The following is a 20,076-nucleotide window of genomic DNA, read 5'->3' as shown; positions in this document are numbered from 1 at the left end:
GATATCAGCGAGTTTGAGTCAATCGCTTTTTCTCTGTTGGGTTACTGATCAATCGCCGTATCAACTAAATACGTGATTTCACCTGAAGGGGCATACTCATTAACATCAATAGGGCTGTGTGTTTCTAAATAATCCTTCAAAACCTCAGCATCGGTAAAACCTGTATTTACATACCCAGGATGATCGTCGATTTTAGGGTAACCATCACCACCAGCAGCATTATAGCTTGGTACGGTAAAGCGGTAATTACCATCTAAGCGAAGTTGCTTATTACCAATGAACACATTGGTTACCTCACCATTATTGATACTCATCGCAATACCCGCAAACTGCGCGTAAGCTCCAGAGTCGACAGGCTTAGTTGCAACGACATTTAGGTAATCCAATACTTCTTTGCCCGTCATATCAACGTAAGAGACCATATTGCCAAATGGCTGCACAGTCAGCACATCTTTGTAGGTAATGTCACCTGCTGCAATCGAATCGCGAACGCCGCCAGAATTCATTACGGCGAAATCTGCTTTTGCCCGTTCCATGTGAGCCGTTGCAATTAATCGACCTAAGTTTGTTTGCTGGTAACGAACCACACTGCGGTCACCCTCAAGCTTACCGTTAGATTCTGCAATCTTCACGTTTAGCTTGCCCTGACCTTTTTCTTGATAAGGACGAAGAAACTCAAGCATCGCTTCGTCTTGTTCAATCTCTTCTTGGATCAAAACTCGTTGCGACTGACCATCAACTTTAATTTTCTTTTTCAAGTTTACTGGGATCAGATCGTAGCTCACCATCGAGAGTTCACCATTACGAAACTCGTAATCGGCGCGTCCCACATATTTCCCCCACTCATGTGCCTGAACAATATAAGCACCATTTTGTTGATCAGGCTGACATTCATCACCCGGTTTAAAACTCTTTTTGATGACGTTTGGACCTTCCATGCAAACCGGCTCTTGTGAGTGACCACCGACAATCATATCCAGATCACCTTCATTCAAATAACGAGCTAACGCTACATCACCAGGTGCATTGATGCCTCTATTGCCATTCTCATAGTGTCCCATATGTGTGACAGCAAAAATAAGGTCTGGGTACTCCGTTTCTTTCAGCTCAGCAATTAGATTCTTGGCTTCTTCTTTTGGGTCACGGAAGTCAATTTGTTCAATGAATTCAGGGTTGCCAAGTTTCGCTGTATCTTCGGTTGTAAGACCAATTACTGCAATCTTAATACCCTGTTTGTTAAACATCGCGTACGGTTGGAATAGGCGCTTGCCAGTATTTTTATCGTAAATATTGGCAGACAACATCGGAAAACTTGCCCACTCTTGCTGCTTGAAAAGCACATCCAATGGATTATCAAACTCATGATTACCTAGCGCCATCGCATCGTAACCAATTTTGCTCATGCCTTTAAAATCTGGCTCGGCATCTTGTAAATCAGACTCAGGTACTCCAGTGTTGATGTCACCACCAGAAAGCAGTAACACACTGCCCCCCTCTGCTTGTATTTCTTCGCGCAAATCATCGATTAACGTTTTACGCGCCGCCATGCCATATTCACCGTATCGATTTTGCCAAAAGCGACCATGATGATCGTTAGTGTGCAACACGGTCAATTTATAGGTTGTATCGGCATTCCATTCTGGTGCAGATTGCGTAGCACACCCAGCTAACGAGGCCAAAATAGCGGCACTCAACGCAGTTTTAATAATCAGACGCTGCTTCATTTATTTACCTTTTTTCTTATTGGGAGTCACTGATGCACATTCCCAGCAGCCTAGAGCCTTTACAGCAAGAAGCTGAGAATGATGCGCCATCTGATAAAAAAATAGCCAACACGAGGTTGGCTATTGCATTTGATCACCAGTCATCTGGCGTTTACTTGATATCGATATCTGCAAAGCTCTTGATCAGATCATCAAGAGATTTCATTTGCGCTAGGAACGGTTCTAACTTGTCTAGCGGCAGTGCAGATGGGCCATCACAGCGTGCTTGGTCTGGGTTTGGATGCGCCTCGATAAATAGACCTGCGATGCCTGTTGCTAGACCCGCTTTCGCAAGTTCAACTGTCTGCTCACGACGACCGCCAGACGCCGCACCTGACGGGTCACGCATCTGTAGTGAGTGCGTCACGTCAAAGATGATTGGGCTGCCTTTCGACGCATTTTTCATCACACCAAAGCCAAGCATGTCTACGACTAGGTTATCGTAGCCGTGGCAAGAGCCGCGCTCACATAGGATGATCTTGTCGTTACCGCATTCCGCGAACTTCTCAACGATGTTACCCACTTGACCTGGGCTCATAAATTGAGGTTTCTTCACGTTGATAACCGCACCTGTTTTTGCCATTGCTTCAACAAGGTCAGTTTGACGAGCTAGGAATGCAGGAAGCTGAATAACGTCTACCACGTCAGCGACAGGTTGAGCTTGCGCTTCAGTGTGAACGTCAGTGATGATCTTCACACCAAATGTGTCTTTTAGCTCTTGGAAGATTTTCATACCTTCTTCAAGGCCTGGGCCACGGTATGAATGAACAGAACTGCGGTTTGCTTTGTCAAACGACGCCTTAAATACGTAAGGAATGCCAAGTTTTTCCGTTACTTTTACGTAGTGCTCACAGATCTGCATCGCAAGATCACGAGACTCAAGAACGTTCATACCTGCAAATAGGGTGAATGGCTTGTCGTTAGCAACCTGAATGTCGCCGATATTAACGATTTTCTGTTCCATTTTGATTCTCTTTTTCTGTCCACGATACGCCACAGTTCGGCACATCGATAAAATTAGTGAAGTGTGACGTGCGTTTCACTCATCACATTAACTTGTGATTTTAGTAGCTCAGAAGCCGGATCGTCAGGGCATTGGTCAATAAAGTACTGAAAATCTGACACCGCCACTTGAGGGCACTCTAGCTGTTGGAAGATAAAACCACGATCACGAATCTCGTATGGGTCATCTGGCACAAAGGTTAACGCAAGGTTCGTACAACGCAACGCCAGCGTGTAGTGCTCTTCACGTAACATCGCGCTTTTGATCAACGCTAACCAGCGACCAATAATGGTTGGATTGTCAGCTTCTTCAAAGTGTTCTGGCTTTAACTGAGCCAACGGTCCTTCTTGCCCAATAAGCCAAGCTTGGAGAATTCTTTCCCCCACATACTCACCATTAAATGGGTTAATGTAGTCTGGCTTTTTATGCATCCAATCGACTTTTAGCAGAAACTGAGTAGGGAAAGTGACTCCCTTCAACGGGAAACCCAGCTTTTTACCTAGATATAATAAAATCGAACCTAAACTAACCGGGATACCTTTTCGGCGCTCCAACACTTTATCGATAAAGCTGTTGTCCGAAATAAAGTATTCCTGCTCGTCGCCTTTGAATCCCCACTCATGGAAAAACAGTCGTAGGAATGCATCAAATCGCTGCTCTTCATCGGTTTCATGAACAAGCGTGGCTTCTGCATCTTTGTAAAGACGCTCTAACTCTTGTTTCGCCCAATGTACTTTGGTTTCTGGGTTAATCGCTTTGTTTAGCTCAAGCGCACCTTCCACCAACGGTATATTGTCAAAATCTTCGTCAAAAAACTCTAACATGACGTCTTATCCAAATAACGTAGGGCTCTTAGACACAGCAATGTTTGCAGCCATGACCAACCAACCTAATGCGCCGAAAAAGCCAAATATCTTCAGTAGGTTGTTTTTCGCAAGCTTCAACGAGAAGAAACCGAGTGCAATGTACGCCAGTACGCAGGTGATTTTGTTTGTTAACCACGGTGCGGCATCAGTAAACGGGATGAAACCAGTAATGAAAATAAGCGCGATACCTGACACTAGCAATGCAGTATCAACGATGTGGGGAAACACTTTCAAAAAGCGATTATTTCGCTTCGGTGAGTTCATCATCATTAACACGAATCGGATCGATAATAGTGTCGCGCTGAGCGCAATCGTCACTAAGTGTATGTGTTTTAGAGCTACGTACATTTTTCTTCTCTTTTTAGTTAGTGTGTGCTGACTTCCGTGATTAACAGGCAAAACAACCGAGCGTTACTCGATCGTTACCGCCGTAATCTTTTTCCGTGGCGACCTGTTGGTAACCAAAACCACGCATTATCTCACGCACCGCCTCCCCCTGATCATAACCATGTTCGAATGCCAGCCAACCGCCTACTTCAAGATACTGACGAGCAAGATCCGAGATATGGCGGATATCGGCTAAACCATTCTCCTTAGCAACTAATGCAGATTTTGGCTCAAAGCGCACATCACCTTGGGATAAATGTGGATCTTTTTCATCAATATACGGCGGATTGGAGACAATTAAAGCAAACTTCGTACCCTCTGCAATAGGCTCGAACCAACTGCCTTGAGCAAAGGTCACATTTTTGATGTTTAGCTGCTCAGCATTGTACTCTGCAAGTGCTTTCGCTTCTTGCTTGAGATCTACGCCCATCACTTGACGTTTTGGCATTTCAGATGCGAGTGCGATAGCAATTGCCCCCGTCCCCGTTCCAAGATCTAAAATAGGTCCTGTTTGCTCATAGGTCTTATCGAGTGCAACTTCGACCAAACGTTCTGTATCCGGTCTTGGGATCAAGGTGGAGGGAGAAACTTTGAACGGTAGAGACCAAAACTCTCGCTCACCAATAATATAAGCGACGGGTTCACCAGCTAAACGTCGTTCAAGTAGAGCGTCGAATTTTGCTTGTTGCTCTGCTTCTAATGCTTTTTCTGGCCAGGTCAGTAGATAAGTTCGTGGTTTGCCAAGGACATGGCAGAGGAGTACAGCTGCATCGAGAGAAGGCGACTCTTTGCCGCCTTCTGCCAGTTTCGCCGTCGCACTTTTCAGTGCTTGCTCAATTGATTGAACTTGGCTCATCGATTAGCCGTTCTCTGCGAGCGCCGCAAGTTGGTCTGCTTGGTGCTCTTGAATCACAGGATCAATCAAGCTCTGCAGGTCACCTTCCATCACTTCGTTCAAACGGTAGATGGTTAGGTTGATGCGGTGATCAGACACACGACCTTGTGGGTAGTTGTAGGTACGAATACGGTCACTACGGTCACCAGAACCTAGAAGGTTACGACGTGTATCAGACACTTCTGCAGCACGACACTCTTCTTCCGCTTGAACGATACGAGCAGCAAGAACCGCCATCGCTTTCGCTTTGTTCTTGTGCTGTGAACGCTCGTCCTGACACTCTACTACCGTACCCGTTGGTAAGTGGGTAATACGGATTGCAGAATCCGTGGTGTTAACGTGCTGACCACCCGCGCCAGATGCACGGAACGTATCGATTTTCAGGTCTGCTGCTTTGATTTCTGGCAGATCCGCCTCTGGGATTTCCGCCATCACCGCTACGGTACATGCAGAAGTATGCACACGGCCTTGGGATTCAGTTGCAGGAACACGTTGTACACGGTGACCACCAGACTCAAACTTTAGTACGCCGTACGCACCGTCGCCGCTCACTTTTGCGATCATCTCTTTGTAACCACCGTGTTCAGCTTCGTTTGAAGACATCACCTCGATGCGCCAGCCACGCTTTTCTGCGTACTTGCTGTACATACGGAATAGATCACCCGCGAAGATACCCGCTTCGTCGCCACCCGCACCTGCACGAATTTCTAGGAAACAGTTACGATCATCGTTCGGATCTTTTGGCAGAAGAAGAATCTGTAACTCATCAGTAAGACGCTCAATCGTCGCTTTCGCTTCTTTGATTTCTTCTTGCGCCATTTCACGCATTTCTTCGTCGTCTTCGTTTGCCATCTCTTCAGCGGCGACAAGATCTTCTTGTGCTTGTTGATAAGCTTGGAAGCACTTGGTTACTTCTTCTAGCTGAGAGTACTCTCTTGATAGAGCACGGAATTTGTCCTGATTTCCAATTACATCAGGATCACCAAGAAGATGTTGAACTTCTTCGTAACGTTCTACTAGCGTTTCTAGCTTAGTCAGAATAGAGGCTTTCATAGTGTCGTTTTCTTAATAAAAAGCGTGAGTTATAGATCATCCAAGCCGAGTGTCTGGCGGATAATCGTTAATTTTGCTGGTTCGCCTTGCTCTGCCGCACTTTGCAATGCGCGAGTTGGAGCGTGAATCAGTTTGTTGGTGAGTTTATTACTCAGCTCGCGCAGCACTTTCTCTGGATCTGCGCCCGCCGCTAAAGATTGCAAACTTTTGCTCAGTAACTCTTCACGAATTTCGTTGGCTGATTTGCGATAGTCGCGAATACTATCGACGGCTTGCAGTGAACGCAACCATGTCATAAACGCAGCGCTTTCTTCACTAACAATCGCTTCGGCTTGAATCGCTTCGACTTTACGCTGCTCAATGTTGCTGTCGATGATAGATTGCAAGTCATCAACCGAATACAAATATGCGTCGTTCAGTTCACCGACTTCCGACTCTACATCTCGCGGCACCGCAATATCGACTAACAAGATAGGTTGATGTCGGCGCTGCTTCAGAGCCGTTTCGACCATACCTTTGCCAATAATAGGCAATGGGCTCGCCGTTGAGCTAATCACGATATCCGCTTTCGCCAAATGTTCAGGAATTTCGTTCAAACTGATCACTTCTGCGCCAAATTGATCCGCTAGGCCTTGCGCACGCTCTTTAGTGCGGTTCGCGACAATCATTTTTGTGCAGCCGTTGGATGCTAAATGCTTCGCGACCAGTTCAATCGTCTCTCCCGCACCAACCAAAAGCACGGTTGAATCAGATAACGACTCAAAAATATGTTTTGCCAATGTACATGCGGCATAAGCCACGGACACAGCATTACCGCCGATATCTGTTTCTGTTCTCACACGCTTGGCGACTGAGAACGTCTTTTGAAACAGTTTATCAATTGAAGCATCGACAGCTTGATGATCTCGCGAGTCAGAAAATGCTTGTTTTACCTGCCCCAAAATTTGAGGCTCCCCCAACACCAGAGAATCTAGCCCGCATGATACGCGCATCAAATGCTTAATTGCGGCTTGTTCTTCATGCACATACAAACTCGGCATTAAATCTTCGCGGCTCACTTGATGAAACTGAGCAAGCCAATCGATTAACTTATTTCGCGCTCCTTGCTTAACATCGCAGTACAACTCAGTTCGGTTACAGGTTGAAACAATCACACTGCCGTTAACCGCTTCGTGCTCTCTAAGTTGCTCGAGTGCAGGGCCGAGTTTATCCGGACCAAACGCCACCTTCTCTCGCAAGTCGACAGACGCTGTATTGTGATTGATTCCAATAGCAAGCAAGGACATCTAACGTGGTATCTCTGGGATAGGTTATAAAATAGGTCCAGAATTTTACTGTAAGCACGCATTTATTGAAAGGGTAAGCCGGATTTGTTTTCCTAACTGCGACTTTTCAATGCTATAGTTGTGAGCGATTCCCGACGAAACTGATTAATAAGCCATCAAACATGACGTTACGCTCCTTTATTCTTTTTTTCTTGTCGAGCTTACTGCTCGCTGGTTGTTCCTCCGTTCCTGAAAGTGTTACCAGCGTTGAATGGCAAGCTCATGAGCAACGACTCGAGACCATCCAAGATTTTCAAGCAACGGGAAAACTTGGTTATATTGGCCCAGACCAAAGACAAAATTTAAATTTCTACTGGAAACATTCTTCAGCACTCAGTCAACTACGTTTAACTACGATTCTCGGACAAACGGCATTAAAGCTCACCATCACCCCACAAGGTGCCACAGTAGAAACTTACGACGATCAGGTCCTTTCCTCTCGCAGTGCAAACCAGCTAATTTACCGTCTTACGGGGTTAATGATGCCCGTTGAACACATGCCTGACTGGCTATTAGGCCTACCGACCGATGCCGACAAATTCCAATTGTCCTCAACCAATACACTGCAAGCGTTAAACAAACAAATTGGTTTAAATGATTGGAGTATTGCTTATCAACGGTATGGCGACGTTCAATGGCATGAGCAGTCTCTACCACTGCCAAATAAGCTGAAACTCACCACTGCTGACGTAAAAATAAATCTAGTGATCACAAAATGGAACATCACCCAATGATTGAACTTTCAACACGCTGGCCATCACCAGCGAAATTGAATCTCTTTCTATATATCAACGGCCGTACAGAGAATGGCTACCACGAGTTACAAACCTTATTCCAATTCGTCGATCACGGCGATGAGCTCACCATTCAAGCAAACCATTCTGGTGATATTACGATTTCTCCAGATATAGAAGGTGTGCCTCTTCAAGACAATTTAATTTGGAAAGCAGCAACCGCACTCCAAGCATACTCAGAGTGCCCTTTTGGCGCACATATTGAGCTACAGAAAGTGCTACCTATGGGTGGGGGCATTGGTGGGGGCTCATCGAACGCGGCTACAGCATTAGTGGCACTGAACTACTTATGGCAGCTGAATCTAACTGACGACGAACTGGCTGAAATTGGTTTAAAACTGGGCGCAGACGTGCCCGTATTTGTGCGCGGATTTGCAGCTTTCGCTGAAGGTGTTGGCGAGAAACTCTCCCCCGCTTATCCAGAAGAAAAGTGGTATTTAGTCGTCAGACCGAATGTTTCTATCGCAACCGTCGACGTTTTTTGTCATCCAGATCTGACGCGAAACACCCCAAAACGAGATCTAGAAACACTTTTAAATACGCCAAGCGTAAACGATTGCGAAAAAATTGTACGAATGCTCTACCCAGAGGTTGATAAGCAACTTTCTTGGCTGCTACAATACGCGCCGTCAAGATTGACGGGGACAGGATCTTGCGTTTTTGCTGAATTTTCGAGCAAATCTGAAGCAGAAACTATCCTTGCACAACTCTCTGATAAAGTCTCGGCATTTGTCGCTCAAGGGCGCAATATTTCGCCATTAAAAGAGACTTTGGCTGAATACCAATCAGCCTCACACCGACCTATTTAAACTGGACGCAAACCCGAGGTTTCCACCGTGCCTGATATGAAGCTATTTGCTGGTAACGCAACACCTGAACTAGCCCAACGTATTGCTGATCGTCTTTACATCTCTCTTGGTGATGCATCTGTTTCTCGCTTTTCTGATGGCGAAGTTGCAGTTCAAATCAATGAGAATGTTCGTGGTAGCGATGTTTTCATCATTCAATCCACTTGTGCACCGACTAACGACAACCTAATGGAATTGGTTGTTATGATTGATGCAATGCGCCGTGCTTCAGCAGGCCGTATCACTGCAGTTATCCCTTACTTCGGCTACGCTCGCCAAGACCGTCGTGTACGTTCTGCGCGTGTGCCAATTACTGCAAAAGTTGTTGCTGATTTCCTATCTAACGTTGGTGTTGACCGCGTTCTAACTATCGACCTACACGCAGAGCAAATTCAAGGCTTCTTCGATGTACCTGTAGACAACATCTTCGGCACGCCAGTGCTACTTGAAGATATGCAGGCTCGCGGTCTAGATAACCCTGTTGTGGTATCTCCTGACCTAGGTGGCGTTGTTCGTGCTCGCGCAACAGCAAAAGCACTAGGCGACATCGACATCGCAATCGTAGATAAGCGTCGTCCACGTGCAAACGTTTCTGAAGTAATGAACCTAATCGGTGATGTTGAAGGTCGTGACTGTGTGATCGTTGATGACATGATCGACACAGGTGGCACACTATGTAAAGCAGCTGAAGCACTAAAAGAGCGCGGTGCTAAGCGTGTATTCGCTTACGCTACTCACGCTGTATTCTCAGGCAACGCTGCGGACAACATCAAGAACTCAGTTCTTGACCAAGTTATCGTAACTGACTCTATCTCTCTATCTAAAGAGATGGCTGCAACAGGCAAAGTGACAACACTAAGCCTATCTCGCATGCTAGCTGAAGCGATTCGTCGTATCAGCAACGAAGAGTCAATCTCTGCAATGTTCAACTAATCCGAACATTTCAGTTACACTGATTTCAAAAGCACCCCTCTTTGGGGTGTTTTTTTATTTGTACTGATAACCAGAAAATCCCTTGGTCGCCCACTGCGAGAATTCTGTGCTATCATACTGCGCTTTTTGAGATTCCAGAGAGATCCTAACCTTGAGTCAACAAATCAAACTTCTTGTTGGTCTTGCTAATCCAGGACCAGAATACGCCAGAACTCGTCACAATGCGGGCGCTTGGGTTGTAGAAGAATTAGCACGCGTTCACAACGTTACACTGAAGAACGAACCAAAGTTTTTTGGTCTAACAGGACGCATTATGGTCAATGGCCAGGATCTCCGTTTGCTTATCCCAACCACCTTCATGAATCTATCAGGTAAATCGATCGCAGCGCTTGCGAAATTTTATCAAATTAAACCTGAAGAGATCATGGTCGCTCATGACGAGCTAGACTTACCGCCAGGTGTCGCTAAGTTTAAAAAAGGTGGGGGTCACGGTGGACACAACGGTCTGCGTGACACCATTAGCAAACTGGGCAATAACAAAGATTTTTATCGTCTTCGCATTGGCATTGGTCATCCGGGACACAAAGATAAAGTGGCGGGTTTTGTATTAGGTAAAGCGCCAGCTAAAGAGCAAGAGCTTTTAGATGCAGCAGCTGATGAGGCTGTTCGTTGTCTAGATATCCTGATTAAGGATGGCCTATCTAAAGCACAAAATCGCCTCCACACGTTCAAAGCTGAATAAGGTTACTATCATGGGTTTTAAATGTGGCATCGTTGGTCTACCTAACGTAGGTAAATCAACTCTGTTCAACGCACTAACTAAAGCGGGTATCGAAGCAGCAAACTTCCCGTTCTGTACCATTGAACCAAACACTGGTGTGGTTCCTGTGCCAGATCTGCGTCTAGACGCACTAGCTAAGATCGTTAACCCACAGAGAGTTCTTCCAACGACGATGGAGTTCGTGGACATCGCTGGTCTTGTTGCTGGTGCATCACGTGGTGAAGGTTTAGGTAACAAATTCCTAGCTAACATCCGTGAAACAGACGCGATTGGCCACGTTGTACGTTGTTTTGAAAACGAAAACATTGTTCATGTTTCAGGTAAAGTTTCACCTATCGAAGATATCGAAGTGATCAACCTTGAACTTGCAATGGCTGACCTTGATTCTTGTGAGCGAGCGATTCAACGTAACGCGAAGAAGGCAAAAGGCGGCGATAAAGACGCAAAATTTGAACTAACAGTACTAGAAAAACTGTTACCAGTACTAACTGAAGGCGGCATGGCGCGCACAGTTGAGCTATCTAAAGAAGAGTTAGCAGCAATCGGCTACCTAAACTTCCTTACACTGAAGCCAACTATGTACATTGCAAACGTAAACGAAGATGGTTTCGAAAATAACCCATATCTAGATGCGGTTCGCGAGTTCGCAGAAAAAGAAAACAACGTCGTTGTACCTGTATGTGCAGCTATCGAATCTGAACTATCTGAACTAGAAGATGAAGATCGCGAAGAATTCCTAGCGGATATGGGGATCGAAGAACCGGGGCTGAACCGTGTAATTCGCTCTGGTTACGAGCTACTGACTCTTCACACCTACTTCACGGCAGGTGTTAAAGAAGTACGTGCGTGGACAATCCCTGTTGGTGCAACTGCGCCTCAGGCTGCAGGTAAGATCCACACTGACTTCGAGAAAGGCTTTATTCGTGCAGAAGTAGTCGGTTACGACGATTTCATCCAATTCAATGGTGAAAATGGCGCAAAAGACGCAGGTAAATGGCGTCTAGAAGGCAAAGACTACATCGTAAAAGATGGTGATGTTGTACACTTCCGCTTCAATGTTTAATTAAATGAATGAATTTTAAACACTTCATTTACACTAAAAGCCAGCTGCTAAGCTGGCTTTTTTAATACCTTAAGTAAATGAGCAAAAATAAATTACCTAACTGCGAGCTAATTTATTTCCAGTTTTAGATCATAAACACGCCTCTTTGTTTAAAAAGGAAGCGAACGAGGTTTTTTCCGAAATTTATTAAAAAAAACTGTTGACGGATCTCACTCAACTTCGCATAATGCGCGCCGTTCCCAACGACAAGGCAACGAAGCGTTGAGAGCAAAAAATTTAAAATGGCTACGTAGCTCAGCTGGTTAGAGCACATCACTCATAATGATGGGGTCACAGGTTCGAATCCCGTCGTAGCCACCATTCCTAAGTGTTCTTTTTATCAGAGCAATTAGGAATAGATGCGGAAGTGGCGGAATTGGTAGACGCACCAGATTTAGGTTCTGGCGCCGCAAGGTGTGAGAGTTCAAGTCTCTCCTTCCGCACCATATTTTGAATAGTCATTGTGACTATTGCCTGCAGGTCTATCGCCAAGCGGTAAGGCAGCGGCTTTTGATGCCGCCATTCCCTGGTTCGAATCCAGGTAGACCTGCCATTATTCAAGTGAGATTCCTTTATAAAAGGGGTTGTCACTGAGAGCGTGAAGGTTTATATTGTCTCGCTCCAAAAGATGGCTACGTAGCTCAGCTGGTTAGAGCACATCACTCATAATGATGGGGTCACAGGTTCGAATCCCGTCGTAGCCACCATGAACAACGTTATTTAGGTTTTTACCAATTACCTTGATAACTACAGAATAAGTTGCGGAAGTGGCGGAATTGGTAGACGCACCAGATTTAGGTTCTGGCGCCGCAAGGTGTGAGAGTTCAAGTCTCTCCTTCCGCACCATTATTTAAGTCTCTTTTATTAAGAGCAATGTAGGGCTATCGCCAAGCGGTAAGGCAGCGGCTTTTGATGCCGCCATTCCCTGGTTCGAATCCAGGTAGCCCTGCCATATACAATGATATTGAGATTTTACCAATTATCTTGATATCTAAAGATCAAGTTGCGGAAGTGGCGGAATTGGTAGACGCACCAGATTTAGGTTCTGGCGCCGCAAGGTGTGAGAGTTCAAGTCTCTCCTTCCGCACCATTATTAAAGTCTCTTGTATTAGAGCAATGTAGGGCTATCGCCAAGCGGTAAGGCAGCGGCTTTTGATGCCGCCATTCCCTGGTTCGAATCCAGGTAGCCCTGCCACATACAATGATATTGAGATTTTACCAATTATCTTGATATCTACAGAATAAGTTGCGGAAGTGGCGGAATTGGTAGACGCACCAGATTTAGGTTCTGGCGCCGCAAGGTGTGAGAGTTCAAGTCTCTCCTTCCGCACCATTATTTAAGTCTCTTTTATTAGAGCAAAGTAGGGCTATCGCCAAGCGGTAAGGCAGCGGCTTTTGATGCCGCCATTCCCTGGTTCGAATCCAGGTAGCCCTGCCATATACAACGATATTGAGATTTTACCAATTATCTTGATATCTATAGATTAAGTTGCGGAAGTGGCGGAATTGGTAGACGCACCAGATTTAGGTTCTGGCGCCGCAAGGTGTGAGAGTTCAAGTCTCTCCTTCCGCACCATTCTTGATCAAAAATTTAAAATGGCTACGTAGCTCAGCTGGTTAGAGCACATCACTCATAATGATGGGGTCACAGGTTCGAATCCCGTCGTAGCCACCATAAACAACGTTATTTAGGTTTTTACCAATTACCTTGATAACTACAGAATAAGTTGCGGAAGTGGCGGAATTGGTAGACGCACCAGATTTAGGTTCTGGCGCCGCAAGGTGTGAGAGTTCAAGTCTCTCCTTCCGCACCATTATTAAAGTCTCTTGTATTAGAGCAATGTAGGGCTATCGCCAAGCGGTAAGGCAGCGGCTTTTGATGCCGCCATTCCCTGGTTCGAATCCAGGTAGCCCTGCCACATACAATGATATTAAGATTTTACCAATTATCTTGATATCTACAGATCAAGTTGCGGAAGTGGCGGAATTGGTAGACGCACCAGATTTAGGTTCTGGCGCCGCAAGGTGTGAGAGTTCAAGTCTCTCCTTCCGCACCATTATTGATCAAAAGTTTAAAATGGCTACGTAGCTCAGCTGGTTAGAGCACATCACTCATAATGATGGGGTCACAGGTTCGAATCCCGTCGTAGCCACCATTGATTGGATTGCTAGCATAAGCTATCAGTCACGTAGATTTAAGATGCGGAAGTGGCGGAATTGGTAGACGCACCAGATTTAGGTTCTGGCGCCGCAAGGTGTGAGAGTTCAAGTCTCTCCTTCCGCACCATCTTAAATTAATCTACACTATCAGAATACGCGGAAGTGGCGGAATTGGTAGACGCACCAGATTTAGGTTCTGGCGCCGTAAGGTGTGAGAGTTCAAGTCTCTCCTTCCGCACCATTCTTTCTCTCGATAAGAGAGGTTAAGTAGTCTTTGACTATTTAAGCTGTAGGGCTATCGCCAAGCGGTAAGGCAGCGGCTTTTGATGCCGCCATTCCCTGGTTCGAATCCAGGTAGCCCTGCCATACACAACGATATTGAGATTTTACCAATTATCTTGATATCTACAGATTAAGTTGCGGAAGTGGCGGAATTGGTAGACGCACCAGATTTAGGTTCTGGCGCCGCAAGGTGTGAGAGTTCAAGTCTCTCCTTCCGCACCATTATCGGAAAACCCAGCATGACTTTGCTGGGTTTTTTCTTTTTTGGTTCTGGACTCGGGAAATCATTAGATTTGCCGAATTAAAAAAGCGAGCTCATGGCTCGCTTTTTTTCTATCTGTGATTTGAGTAGCTTACTACATACCTAACGCGTATTTCAGTACTTGAGCCTTAATTGGCCCTGAGTTTTCAGCAAGCTTCAATGCAGCATTACGTACGAACTTCAATGGCCCAAGATCGTTGCTAAAACCTTTATAGAAAAAGTCCATGCCCGTCTGCATGAGTAAGTTGTCAGGTCGACGTGCGCGTTCGTATTTCGCGAGTAAGGTATCTTCCAGCTTTTCTTGGTGTTCTGTTACCGAAAGGAGAACGTCTACATCTTTGAAGCCTAAGTTTACCCCTTGCCCTGCAAGTGGGTTGATCGTATGGGCAGAGTCACCCACTAACACGCAATTTTTGCTTGAATAGCTTTGCGCATGACGACGAGTGAGTGGGAATGAGCCAAACTGTAAAACTTCAATATCACCCAATTCAGCAGGGAAATGACGTAAGATTTCTTCCCTTAGTTGAGGCTTCCCCATCGCACACAATTGTTTAATGCGTTTTGGCGAGTCATACCAAACCAACGAACCTTGGCCTACTTCTTGACCGTCTTCATTAGTCAAAGAGCACAAAGGTAAAAATGAACGCGGGCCCGAAGGAGTAAATTGTTGCCAAGTGATATCTTGCTGTGGCAATTCTGTTTTCACGTTAATCAACATGCAGTGTTGTCGGTAATCCCACGCAGTCACACCAATTCCAGCCAATTGACGAACTTTAGAGTTTGCACCATCAGCACCAATTACCCAGTTAGCTTCAAACTGCACCCCACTTTCTAGTGTCACAAGGTTTACATCTGCAAACTCAATGTCTTTTAATCGCTCGGGACACATCACGGTTAGATTGTCATACTGAGAGAAGACTTGCCAAAGACCTAATTGGATTAGGCGGTTTTCAACGATATAACCTAGTTGCTCCAATGACAGTTCATCAGAGTGAAAACGAGTACGGCACTCCGGGTGCTCCCAAGTCTCTAAACGCCGATAAGGGCAAACTCGCATACTTTTAATTTCTGACCATGCGCCGAGTGAATCAAGTAACTCCACCGACTGGTGCGAAATCGCAGATACGCGAATATCCATCACCTGAGCGGCATCAAAAGCTTTGGGTTTTGCACCTTCAACCAAGACAACGCTTCTGCCCTGCTTGGCAAATCCAACAGCGACGGCTGCCCCAACCATACCGCCACCGATCACGGCGATGTCATACTTGTTCATTTTTCACTCTTCATCGTGCTGATTAATTGGCGTTTTTTATTGTACTTTCCATGGCTATTTTTACAAAATTGTTTAACAAAAAACCTTGTTCTGCATAGGGCGAAAAACTAGATTTCATCAGGCTTTGCAGAGAATTAGCCAGATCACTAGTCAGGTGCTTTTTAAAGCAGTACAATACGCCGCTTACCGCCGTGATGGCGGCTATAATTTGAGCAATAGCTCTCCAATTTAAGTACAACTGAACGAGCGAAAGTGAGATGAGTAAGAAACTGCTAATTAAAACCTGGGGCTGCCAGATGAACGAATACGATTCATCAAAAATGGCCGACCTGCTTAATGCTGCAAACGGCTACGAGCTGACGGAAGAGCCAGAGGAAGCAGACGTACTTCTACTTAACACCTGTTCGATCCGTGAAAAAGCGCAAGAGAAAGTTTTCCACCAGCTTGGCCGCTGGAAAACACTAAAAGATAAAAAACCTGGCGTAGTTATCGGTGTAGGTGGTTGTGTAGCAACGCAAGAAGGTGACCATATTCGTGAACGTGCACCATACGTCGACGTTATTTTTGGCCCACAAACTCTGCACCGCCTACCTGAGATGATCAAACAATCTCAGTCGGATGACGCACCAGTTATGGACATTTCGTTCCCAGAGATCGAAAAGTTCGACCGCCTACCAGAGCCTCGTGCAGAAGGCGCGACAGCATTCGTTTCTATTATGGAAGGCTGCTCGAAGTACTGTACTTACTGTGTCGTACCGTACACTCGTGGTGAAGAAGTAAGCCGTCCAATGGATGACGTGCTGTTCGAAATCGCACAGCTTGCTGAACAAGGCGTACGTGAAGTAAACCTACTGGGTCAAAACGTAAACGCGTACCGCGGTCCAACACACGACGGTGAAATCTGTTCATTTGCAGAACTGCTTCGTTTGGTTGCGTCTATCGATGGTATCGACCGTATTCGTTTCACAACGAGCCACCCGCTAGAATTCACTGACGACATCATCGCGGTTTACGAAGATACGCCTGAGCTTGTGAGCTTCCTGCACTTACCTGTGCAAAGTGGTAGTGACCGTATCCTAACTATGATGAAACGCCCTCACACCGCTATCGAGTACAAGTCGATCATCCGTAAACTGCGTAAAGCTCGTCCTGATATTCAAATCAGTTCAGACTTTATTGTTGGTTTCCCTGGTGAGACAGACAAAGACTTCCAAGACACAATGAAGCTAATCAAAGATGTAGACTTTGACATGAGCTTCAGCTTCATCTTCTCTCCACGTCCAGGTACGCCAGCAGCGGATTACCCTTGTGATGTATCAGAACAAGTTAAGAAAGAGCGCCTTTACGAACTACAGCAAACTATCAATGCTCAAGCGATGCGTTACTCTCGCTTAATGCTTGGCACAGAACAACGTGTTCTAGTTGAAGGTCCTTCGAAGAAAAACCTAATGGAACTGCGCGCTCGTACAGAAAACAACCGTGTAGTAAACTTTGAAGGTAGTGCAGACCTAATTGGTCAGTTCGTTGATGTGAAGATCGTAGACGTATTTGCGAACTCACTGCGTGGTGAGCTAGTACGTACTGAAAAAGACATGGATCTTCGTAGTGTGATTTCCCCAACGCAGATGATGGCGAAAACACGTCGCGAAGATGAGCTGGGTGTAGCTACTTTTACGCCGTAAGCTCGTATAAATAGCCATGGAGAGCCTGGTCGTTATCAGGCTCTCACTAAGTGGCAAAAAATGAGAGGCAACATTGAGTAATAAAATCGTAACTCTAGAAATTAACCTAGAACCTTCCGACAACCGCCGACTTGCTAGCCTGTGCGGTCCATTCGATGACAACATCAAGCATTTAGAACGTCGTCTAGGCGTTGAAATTAACCACCGTAGTGACCATTTTACAATTGTCGGTAAACCTCATACCGCATCAGCTGCGCTGGATATCCTGAAAACTCTGTATGTTGATACCGCGCCTGTACGAGGTGAGATCCCAGACATTGAGCCTGAACAGATCCATTTAGCGATTAAAGAGTCTGGTGTTCTTGAGCAGAATACTGAGTCTAATATCGAGCATGGTAAAGAAGTCTTCGTCAAAACCAAGAAAGGTGTGATCAAACCACGTACGCCAAACCAAGCGCAGTACTTGGTTAATATGGTCACGCATGATATTTCTTTTGGTATTGGCCCAGCTGGTACAGGTAAAACTTATCTTGCCGTTGCTGCAGCAGTTGACGCACTAGAGCGCCAAGAGATCCGTCGTATTCTATTGACGCGCCCTGCGGTTGAAGCCGGTGAGAAACTGGGCTTCCTACCTGGTGACTTAAGCCAGAAAGTCGACCCATACCTACGTCCGCTATACGATGCCCTATTTGAAATGTTGGGCTTTGAGCGCGTAGAGAAGCTGATTGAACGTAACGTGATTGAGGTAGCCCCTCTTGCTTACATGCGTGGTCGTACTCTAAACGACGCTTTCATCATTCTTGATGAGAGTCAGAACACCACGGTTGAGCAGATGAAGATGTTCCTAACGCGTATTGGTTTTAACTCTCGCGCAGTTATCACTGGTGACGTCACGCAAATCGACTTACCTCGTGGTGCAAAATCAGGTCTTCGTCATGCTATTGAAGTATTAAGCGAAGTCGACGACATCAGCTTTAACTTCTTCTTAGCAGACGACGTTGTACGTCACCCAGTGGTTGCTCGTATCGTTAACGCGTATGAGAAGTGGGAAGCACAAGACCAGAAAGAGCGTAAAGAGTTCGAGAAGCGTCGTCGTGAAGAACGCGATGCGAAGTTACTAGAAGCAGCAAAAGCTGAACTGAATGCACAAGTTGCTTCCACTAAGGAATAATCATGGCGATTGAACTTGATCTGCAACTGGCAGTCGAAAATGAAGAAGGGCTGCCTTCGCAGCAAGATTTCCAATTGTGGCTAGATAAGACGATTCCTCTCTTCCAGCCACAAGCCGAAGTGACCATTCGCATTGTGGATGAACAAGAAAGTCACACGCTTAACCATGAGTATCGTGGTAAAGATAAACCGACTAATGTGCTGTCTTTTCCATTTGAAGCTCCTCCGGGTATGGAAATAGATTTACTTGGCGACTTAATTATTTGCCGCCAAGTCGTTGAAAAAGAGGCAATTGAACAGAACAAGCCTCTGTTAGCACATTGGGCGCATATGGTTGTACATGGCAGCTTGCATCTGCTAGGTTATGATCATATTGAGGATGACGAAGCCGAAGAGATGGAGTCCCTCGAAACCGAAATCATGCAGGGTATGGGCTATGAAGACCCTTACATTGCTGAAAAAGAGTAGCCATTGGCTATTCAGCAGGGAAAGGCGAACCACCAAAATGATTCTCGTGTTCGCCTCTCTATGTGTGCTATCACACTTCTGATAGCGTTACTTAATTGAGAAACAATGAACGAAGATAATTCTCCCTCTTCTAACGAAGATAAGAAAGAAAAGGCAGAAGGTCCGAGTAGAAAGTCCTTCTTTGAACGTCTAGGTCAATTATTTCAGGGCGAACCAAAAGATCGCCAAGAGCTTGTGGATGTTATCCGTGACTCTGAAGTCAATGACCTGATTGACCATGACACCCGCGATATGCTTGAAGGTGTTATGGAAATCTCCGAAATGCGCGTGCGTGACATTATGATCCCGCGTTCGCAAATGGTTACGGTTGAGCGTACTCACGACCTTGATACCTTGGTTGCCTTGATTACCGATGCTCAACACTCTCGCTACCCTGTGATCAGCGAAGATAAAGACCATGTGGAAGGCATTCTTCTTGCGAAGGACTTACTTAAATACTTAGGCTCAGGCAGTAATCCATTTGATATCGAAGAAGTTATTCGACCAGCCGTTGTGGTACCGGAAAGTAAACGCGTTGATCGACTGCTGAAAGAGTTCCGTGAAGAACGTTATCATATGGCCATTGTTGTCGATGAATTCGGTGGTGTTTCTGGTCTTGTGACCATTGAAGATATCCTTGAAGAAATCGTCGGGGATATCGAAGATGAATTCGATGAAAGCGAAGAGACAGACATTCGTAAGCTTAGCAAGCATACGTTTGCTGTCAGAGCGCTGACAACCATCGAAGAGTTTAATGAGACATTTGGAACTAACTTCAGCGATGAGGAAGTAGATACCGTTGGTGGCATGGTCATGACTGCCTTTGGTCACTTACCTTCTCGTGGTGAACTGGTTGAAATTGAAGGTTACAACTTCAAAGTCACCGCTGCCGATAACCGTCGTGTCATTCAACTCCAAGTGACGATCCCAGACGAAGAAACCCTGGTTGAAGCCACTCAAGAGTAACGCGATACCCATTGGGAATCTCAG

General features: G+C 45.7%; 17 protein-coding genes and 20 tRNA genes. 29 read left to right on the top strand and 8 right to left on the bottom strand.

Annotated elements, in window-relative coordinates:
- Positions 1-41 precede the first annotated feature (41 nt).
- From ushA to hemA, 7 genes are all read right to left on the bottom strand, one after another.
- Positions 42-1,724, bottom strand: a complete 1,683-nt coding sequence (gene ushA, locus L3V27_RS20065; protein WP_237312601.1) for a bifunctional UDP-sugar hydrolase/5'-nucleotidase UshA — start codon at positions 1,722-1,724, stop codon at positions 42-44.
- 151 nt (positions 1,725-1,875) lie between these two features.
- Positions 1,876-2,727: a 3-deoxy-8-phosphooctulonate synthase gene (gene kdsA / locus L3V27_RS20060; protein ID WP_005384095.1), complete on the bottom strand. Its 852-nt coding sequence runs from the start codon at positions 2,725-2,727 to the stop codon at positions 1,876-1,878.
- A gap of 53 nt (positions 2,728-2,780) precedes the next feature.
- On the bottom strand, positions 2,781-3,590 hold the full coding sequence (locus L3V27_RS20055) for a SirB1 family protein (RefSeq protein WP_005384098.1): 810 nt from the start codon (positions 3,588-3,590) through the stop codon (positions 2,781-2,783).
- Positions 3,591-3,596: 6 nt separating this feature from the next.
- Complete coding sequence (locus L3V27_RS20050; RefSeq protein ID WP_005382225.1) at positions 3,597-3,980, bottom strand: SirB2 family protein; 384 nt, start codon at positions 3,978-3,980, stop codon at positions 3,597-3,599.
- 40 nt (positions 3,981-4,020) lie between these two features.
- On the bottom strand, positions 4,021-4,875 hold the full coding sequence (prmC, locus tag L3V27_RS20045) for a peptide chain release factor N(5)-glutamine methyltransferase (protein WP_237312599.1): 855 nt from the start codon (positions 4,873-4,875) through the stop codon (positions 4,021-4,023).
- Positions 4,876-4,878: 3 nt separating this feature from the next.
- The gene (gene prfA, locus L3V27_RS20040) at positions 4,879-5,967 is read right to left on the bottom strand and encodes a peptide chain release factor 1 (RefSeq protein WP_237312597.1); all 1,089 of its coding nucleotides are present in this window, start codon (positions 5,965-5,967) and stop codon (positions 4,879-4,881) included.
- Between the two features lie 29 nt (positions 5,968-5,996).
- On the bottom strand, positions 5,997-7,253 hold the full coding sequence (gene hemA / locus L3V27_RS20035; protein ID WP_005384104.1) for a glutamyl-tRNA reductase: 1,257 nt from the start codon (positions 7,251-7,253) through the stop codon (positions 5,997-5,999).
- A 161-nt stretch (positions 7,254-7,414) separates the two neighbouring features.
- On the opposite strand from hemA, the gene lolB reads away from it, so the two are divergent.
- From lolB to L3V27_RS19910, 25 genes are all read left to right on the top strand, one after another.
- Positions 7,415-8,026, top strand: coding sequence for a lipoprotein insertase outer membrane protein LolB (lolB, locus tag L3V27_RS20030; protein WP_164666689.1), 612 nt, complete (start codon positions 7,415-7,417; stop codon positions 8,024-8,026).
- Positions 8,023-8,895 (top strand): 4-(cytidine 5'-diphospho)-2-C-methyl-D-erythritol kinase, encoded by an 873-nt coding sequence (gene ispE / locus L3V27_RS20025; RefSeq protein ID WP_046874292.1) that lies wholly within the window; start codon positions 8,023-8,025, stop codon positions 8,893-8,895. Before lolB ends, ispE begins: the two co-directional genes overlap by 4 nt.
- 27 nt (positions 8,896-8,922) lie before the next feature.
- The gene (locus L3V27_RS20020) at positions 8,923-9,867 is read left to right on the top strand and encodes a ribose-phosphate pyrophosphokinase (RefSeq protein ID WP_005393176.1); all 945 of its coding nucleotides are present in this window, start codon (positions 8,923-8,925) and stop codon (positions 9,865-9,867) included.
- Between the two features lie 151 nt (positions 9,868-10,018).
- Complete coding sequence (gene pth, locus L3V27_RS20015; RefSeq protein ID WP_005384112.1) at positions 10,019-10,609, top strand: aminoacyl-tRNA hydrolase; 591 nt, start codon at positions 10,019-10,021, stop codon at positions 10,607-10,609.
- Positions 10,610-10,619: 10 nt separating this feature from the next.
- Positions 10,620-11,711 carry a redox-regulated ATPase YchF gene (ychF, locus tag L3V27_RS20010; RefSeq protein ID WP_005393178.1) on the top strand — a complete coding sequence of 364 codons (1,092 nt, stop codon included), beginning with the start codon at positions 10,620-10,622 and terminating at the stop codon, positions 11,709-11,711.
- Positions 11,712-11,994: 283 nt separating this feature from the next.
- Positions 11,995-12,071: transfer RNA gene (locus L3V27_RS20005), tRNA-Met, on the top strand.
- A 40-nt stretch (positions 12,072-12,111) separates the two neighbouring features.
- Positions 12,112-12,196 (top strand) — tRNA-Leu (locus L3V27_RS20000).
- Between the two features lie 32 nt (positions 12,197-12,228).
- Positions 12,229-12,303, top strand: a tRNA-Gln gene (locus L3V27_RS19995).
- A 77-nt stretch (positions 12,304-12,380) separates the two neighbouring features.
- Positions 12,381-12,457: transfer RNA gene (locus L3V27_RS19990), tRNA-Met, on the top strand.
- Between the two features lie 54 nt (positions 12,458-12,511).
- Positions 12,512-12,596: transfer RNA gene (locus tag L3V27_RS19985), tRNA-Leu, on the top strand.
- 31 nt (positions 12,597-12,627) lie between these two features.
- A tRNA-Gln gene (locus tag L3V27_RS19980) sits at positions 12,628-12,702 on the top strand.
- 53 nt (positions 12,703-12,755) lie between these two features.
- Positions 12,756-12,840: transfer RNA gene (locus L3V27_RS19975), tRNA-Leu, on the top strand.
- A 30-nt stretch (positions 12,841-12,870) separates the two neighbouring features.
- A tRNA-Gln gene (locus tag L3V27_RS19970) sits at positions 12,871-12,945 on the top strand.
- A 53-nt stretch (positions 12,946-12,998) separates the two neighbouring features.
- Positions 12,999-13,083 (top strand) — tRNA-Leu (locus L3V27_RS19965).
- Positions 13,084-13,113: 30 nt separating this feature from the next.
- Positions 13,114-13,188 (top strand) — tRNA-Gln (locus tag L3V27_RS19960).
- Between the two features lie 53 nt (positions 13,189-13,241).
- Positions 13,242-13,326 (top strand) — tRNA-Leu (locus L3V27_RS19955).
- Positions 13,327-13,348: 22 nt separating this feature from the next.
- Positions 13,349-13,425: transfer RNA gene (locus L3V27_RS19950), tRNA-Met, on the top strand.
- Positions 13,426-13,479: 54 nt separating this feature from the next.
- Positions 13,480-13,564: transfer RNA gene (locus tag L3V27_RS19945), tRNA-Leu, on the top strand.
- 30 nt (positions 13,565-13,594) lie between these two features.
- Positions 13,595-13,669, top strand: a tRNA-Gln gene (locus L3V27_RS19940).
- Positions 13,670-13,722: 53 nt separating this feature from the next.
- Positions 13,723-13,807, top strand: a tRNA-Leu gene (locus L3V27_RS19935).
- 22 nt (positions 13,808-13,829) lie between these two features.
- Positions 13,830-13,906: transfer RNA gene (locus L3V27_RS19930), tRNA-Met, on the top strand.
- Between the two features lie 46 nt (positions 13,907-13,952).
- Positions 13,953-14,037: transfer RNA gene (locus tag L3V27_RS19925), tRNA-Leu, on the top strand.
- Positions 14,038-14,066: 29 nt separating this feature from the next.
- Positions 14,067-14,151: transfer RNA gene (locus L3V27_RS19920), tRNA-Leu, on the top strand.
- A gap of 50 nt (positions 14,152-14,201) precedes the next feature.
- Positions 14,202-14,276 (top strand) — tRNA-Gln (locus tag L3V27_RS19915).
- 53 nt (positions 14,277-14,329) lie between these two features.
- Positions 14,330-14,414 (top strand) — tRNA-Leu (locus L3V27_RS19910).
- A 134-nt stretch (positions 14,415-14,548) separates the two neighbouring features.
- Here the strand turns inward: L3V27_RS19910 and L3V27_RS19905 are convergent.
- A complete protein-coding gene (locus L3V27_RS19905) occupies positions 14,549-15,727 on the bottom strand; it encodes a 2-octaprenyl-3-methyl-6-methoxy-1,4-benzoquinol hydroxylase (protein ID WP_074190987.1) in 1,179 nt (392 codons plus the stop codon).
- A 257-nt stretch (positions 15,728-15,984) separates the two neighbouring features.
- Between L3V27_RS19905 and miaB the strand changes: the two genes are divergently transcribed.
- From miaB to corC, 4 genes are all read left to right on the top strand, one after another.
- Positions 15,985-17,409 carry a tRNA (N6-isopentenyl adenosine(37)-C2)-methylthiotransferase MiaB gene (miaB, locus tag L3V27_RS19900; protein ID WP_005391310.1) on the top strand — a complete coding sequence of 475 codons (1,425 nt, stop codon included), beginning with the start codon at positions 15,985-15,987 and terminating at the stop codon, positions 17,407-17,409.
- Between the two features lie 73 nt (positions 17,410-17,482).
- Positions 17,483-18,580, top strand: a complete 1,098-nt coding sequence (locus L3V27_RS19895) for a PhoH family protein (RefSeq protein ID WP_005373033.1) — start codon at positions 17,483-17,485, stop codon at positions 18,578-18,580.
- A 2-nt stretch (positions 18,581-18,582) separates the two neighbouring features.
- Entirely contained in the window at positions 18,583-19,047 is a 465-nt protein-coding gene (ybeY, locus tag L3V27_RS19890) for an rRNA maturation RNase YbeY (RefSeq protein WP_005391311.1), read from the top strand.
- Between the two features lie 105 nt (positions 19,048-19,152).
- The gene (corC, locus tag L3V27_RS19885; protein ID WP_005384118.1) at positions 19,153-20,052 is read left to right on the top strand and encodes a CNNM family magnesium/cobalt transport protein CorC; all 900 of its coding nucleotides are present in this window, start codon (positions 19,153-19,155) and stop codon (positions 20,050-20,052) included.
- Positions 20,053-20,076: the final 24 nt, after the last annotated feature.

It is taken from the genome of Vibrio sp. J2-3(2022) (genome assembly GCF_021725735.1).
Taxonomy (GTDB): Bacteria; Pseudomonadota; Gammaproteobacteria; order Enterobacterales; family Vibrionaceae; genus Vibrio; species Vibrio diabolicus.
This window is presented reverse-complemented; position numbering and strand designations above follow the sequence as displayed.

Bases quoted from the DNA above. Each gene is read 5' to 3' on its own strand.
- prfA (WP_237312597.1), bottom strand. From the start codon at position 5,967: ATGAAAGCCTCTATTCTGACTAAGCTAGAAACGCTAGTAGAACGTTAC.
- prmC (WP_237312599.1), bottom strand. From the start codon at position 4,875: ATGAGCCAAGTTCAATCAATTGAGCAAGCACTGAAAAGTGCGACGGCG.
- corC (WP_005384118.1), top strand. From the start codon at position 19,153: ATGAACGAAGATAATTCTCCCTCTTCTAACGAAGATAAGAAAGAAAAG.
- miaB (WP_005391310.1), top strand. From the start codon at position 15,985: ATGAGTAAGAAACTGCTAATTAAAACCTGGGGCTGCCAGATGAACGAA.
- hemA (WP_005384104.1), bottom strand. From the start codon at position 7,253: ATGTCCTTGCTTGCTATTGGAATCAATCACAATACAGCGTCTGTCGAC.
- ushA (WP_237312601.1), bottom strand. From the start codon at position 1,724: ATGAAGCAGCGTCTGATTATTAAAACTGCGTTGAGTGCCGCTATTTTG.
- L3V27_RS20055 (WP_005384098.1), bottom strand. From the start codon at position 3,590: ATGTTAGAGTTTTTTGACGAAGATTTTGACAATATACCGTTGGTGGAA.
- ybeY (WP_005391311.1), top strand. From the start codon at position 18,583: ATGGCGATTGAACTTGATCTGCAACTGGCAGTCGAAAATGAAGAAGGG.
- ispE (WP_046874292.1), top strand. From the start codon at position 8,023: ATGATTGAACTTTCAACACGCTGGCCATCACCAGCGAAATTGAATCTC.
- ychF (WP_005393178.1), top strand. From the start codon at position 10,620: ATGGGTTTTAAATGTGGCATCGTTGGTCTACCTAACGTAGGTAAATCA.
- L3V27_RS19905 (WP_074190987.1), bottom strand. From the start codon at position 15,727: ATGAACAAGTATGACATCGCCGTGATCGGTGGCGGTATGGTTGGGGCA.
- L3V27_RS20050 (WP_005382225.1), bottom strand. From the start codon at position 3,980: ATGTACGTAGCTCTAAAACACATACACTTAGTGACGATTGCGCTCAGC.
- kdsA (WP_005384095.1), bottom strand. From the start codon at position 2,727: ATGGAACAGAAAATCGTTAATATCGGCGACATTCAGGTTGCTAACGAC.
- lolB (WP_164666689.1), top strand. From the start codon at position 7,415: ATGACGTTACGCTCCTTTATTCTTTTTTTCTTGTCGAGCTTACTGCTC.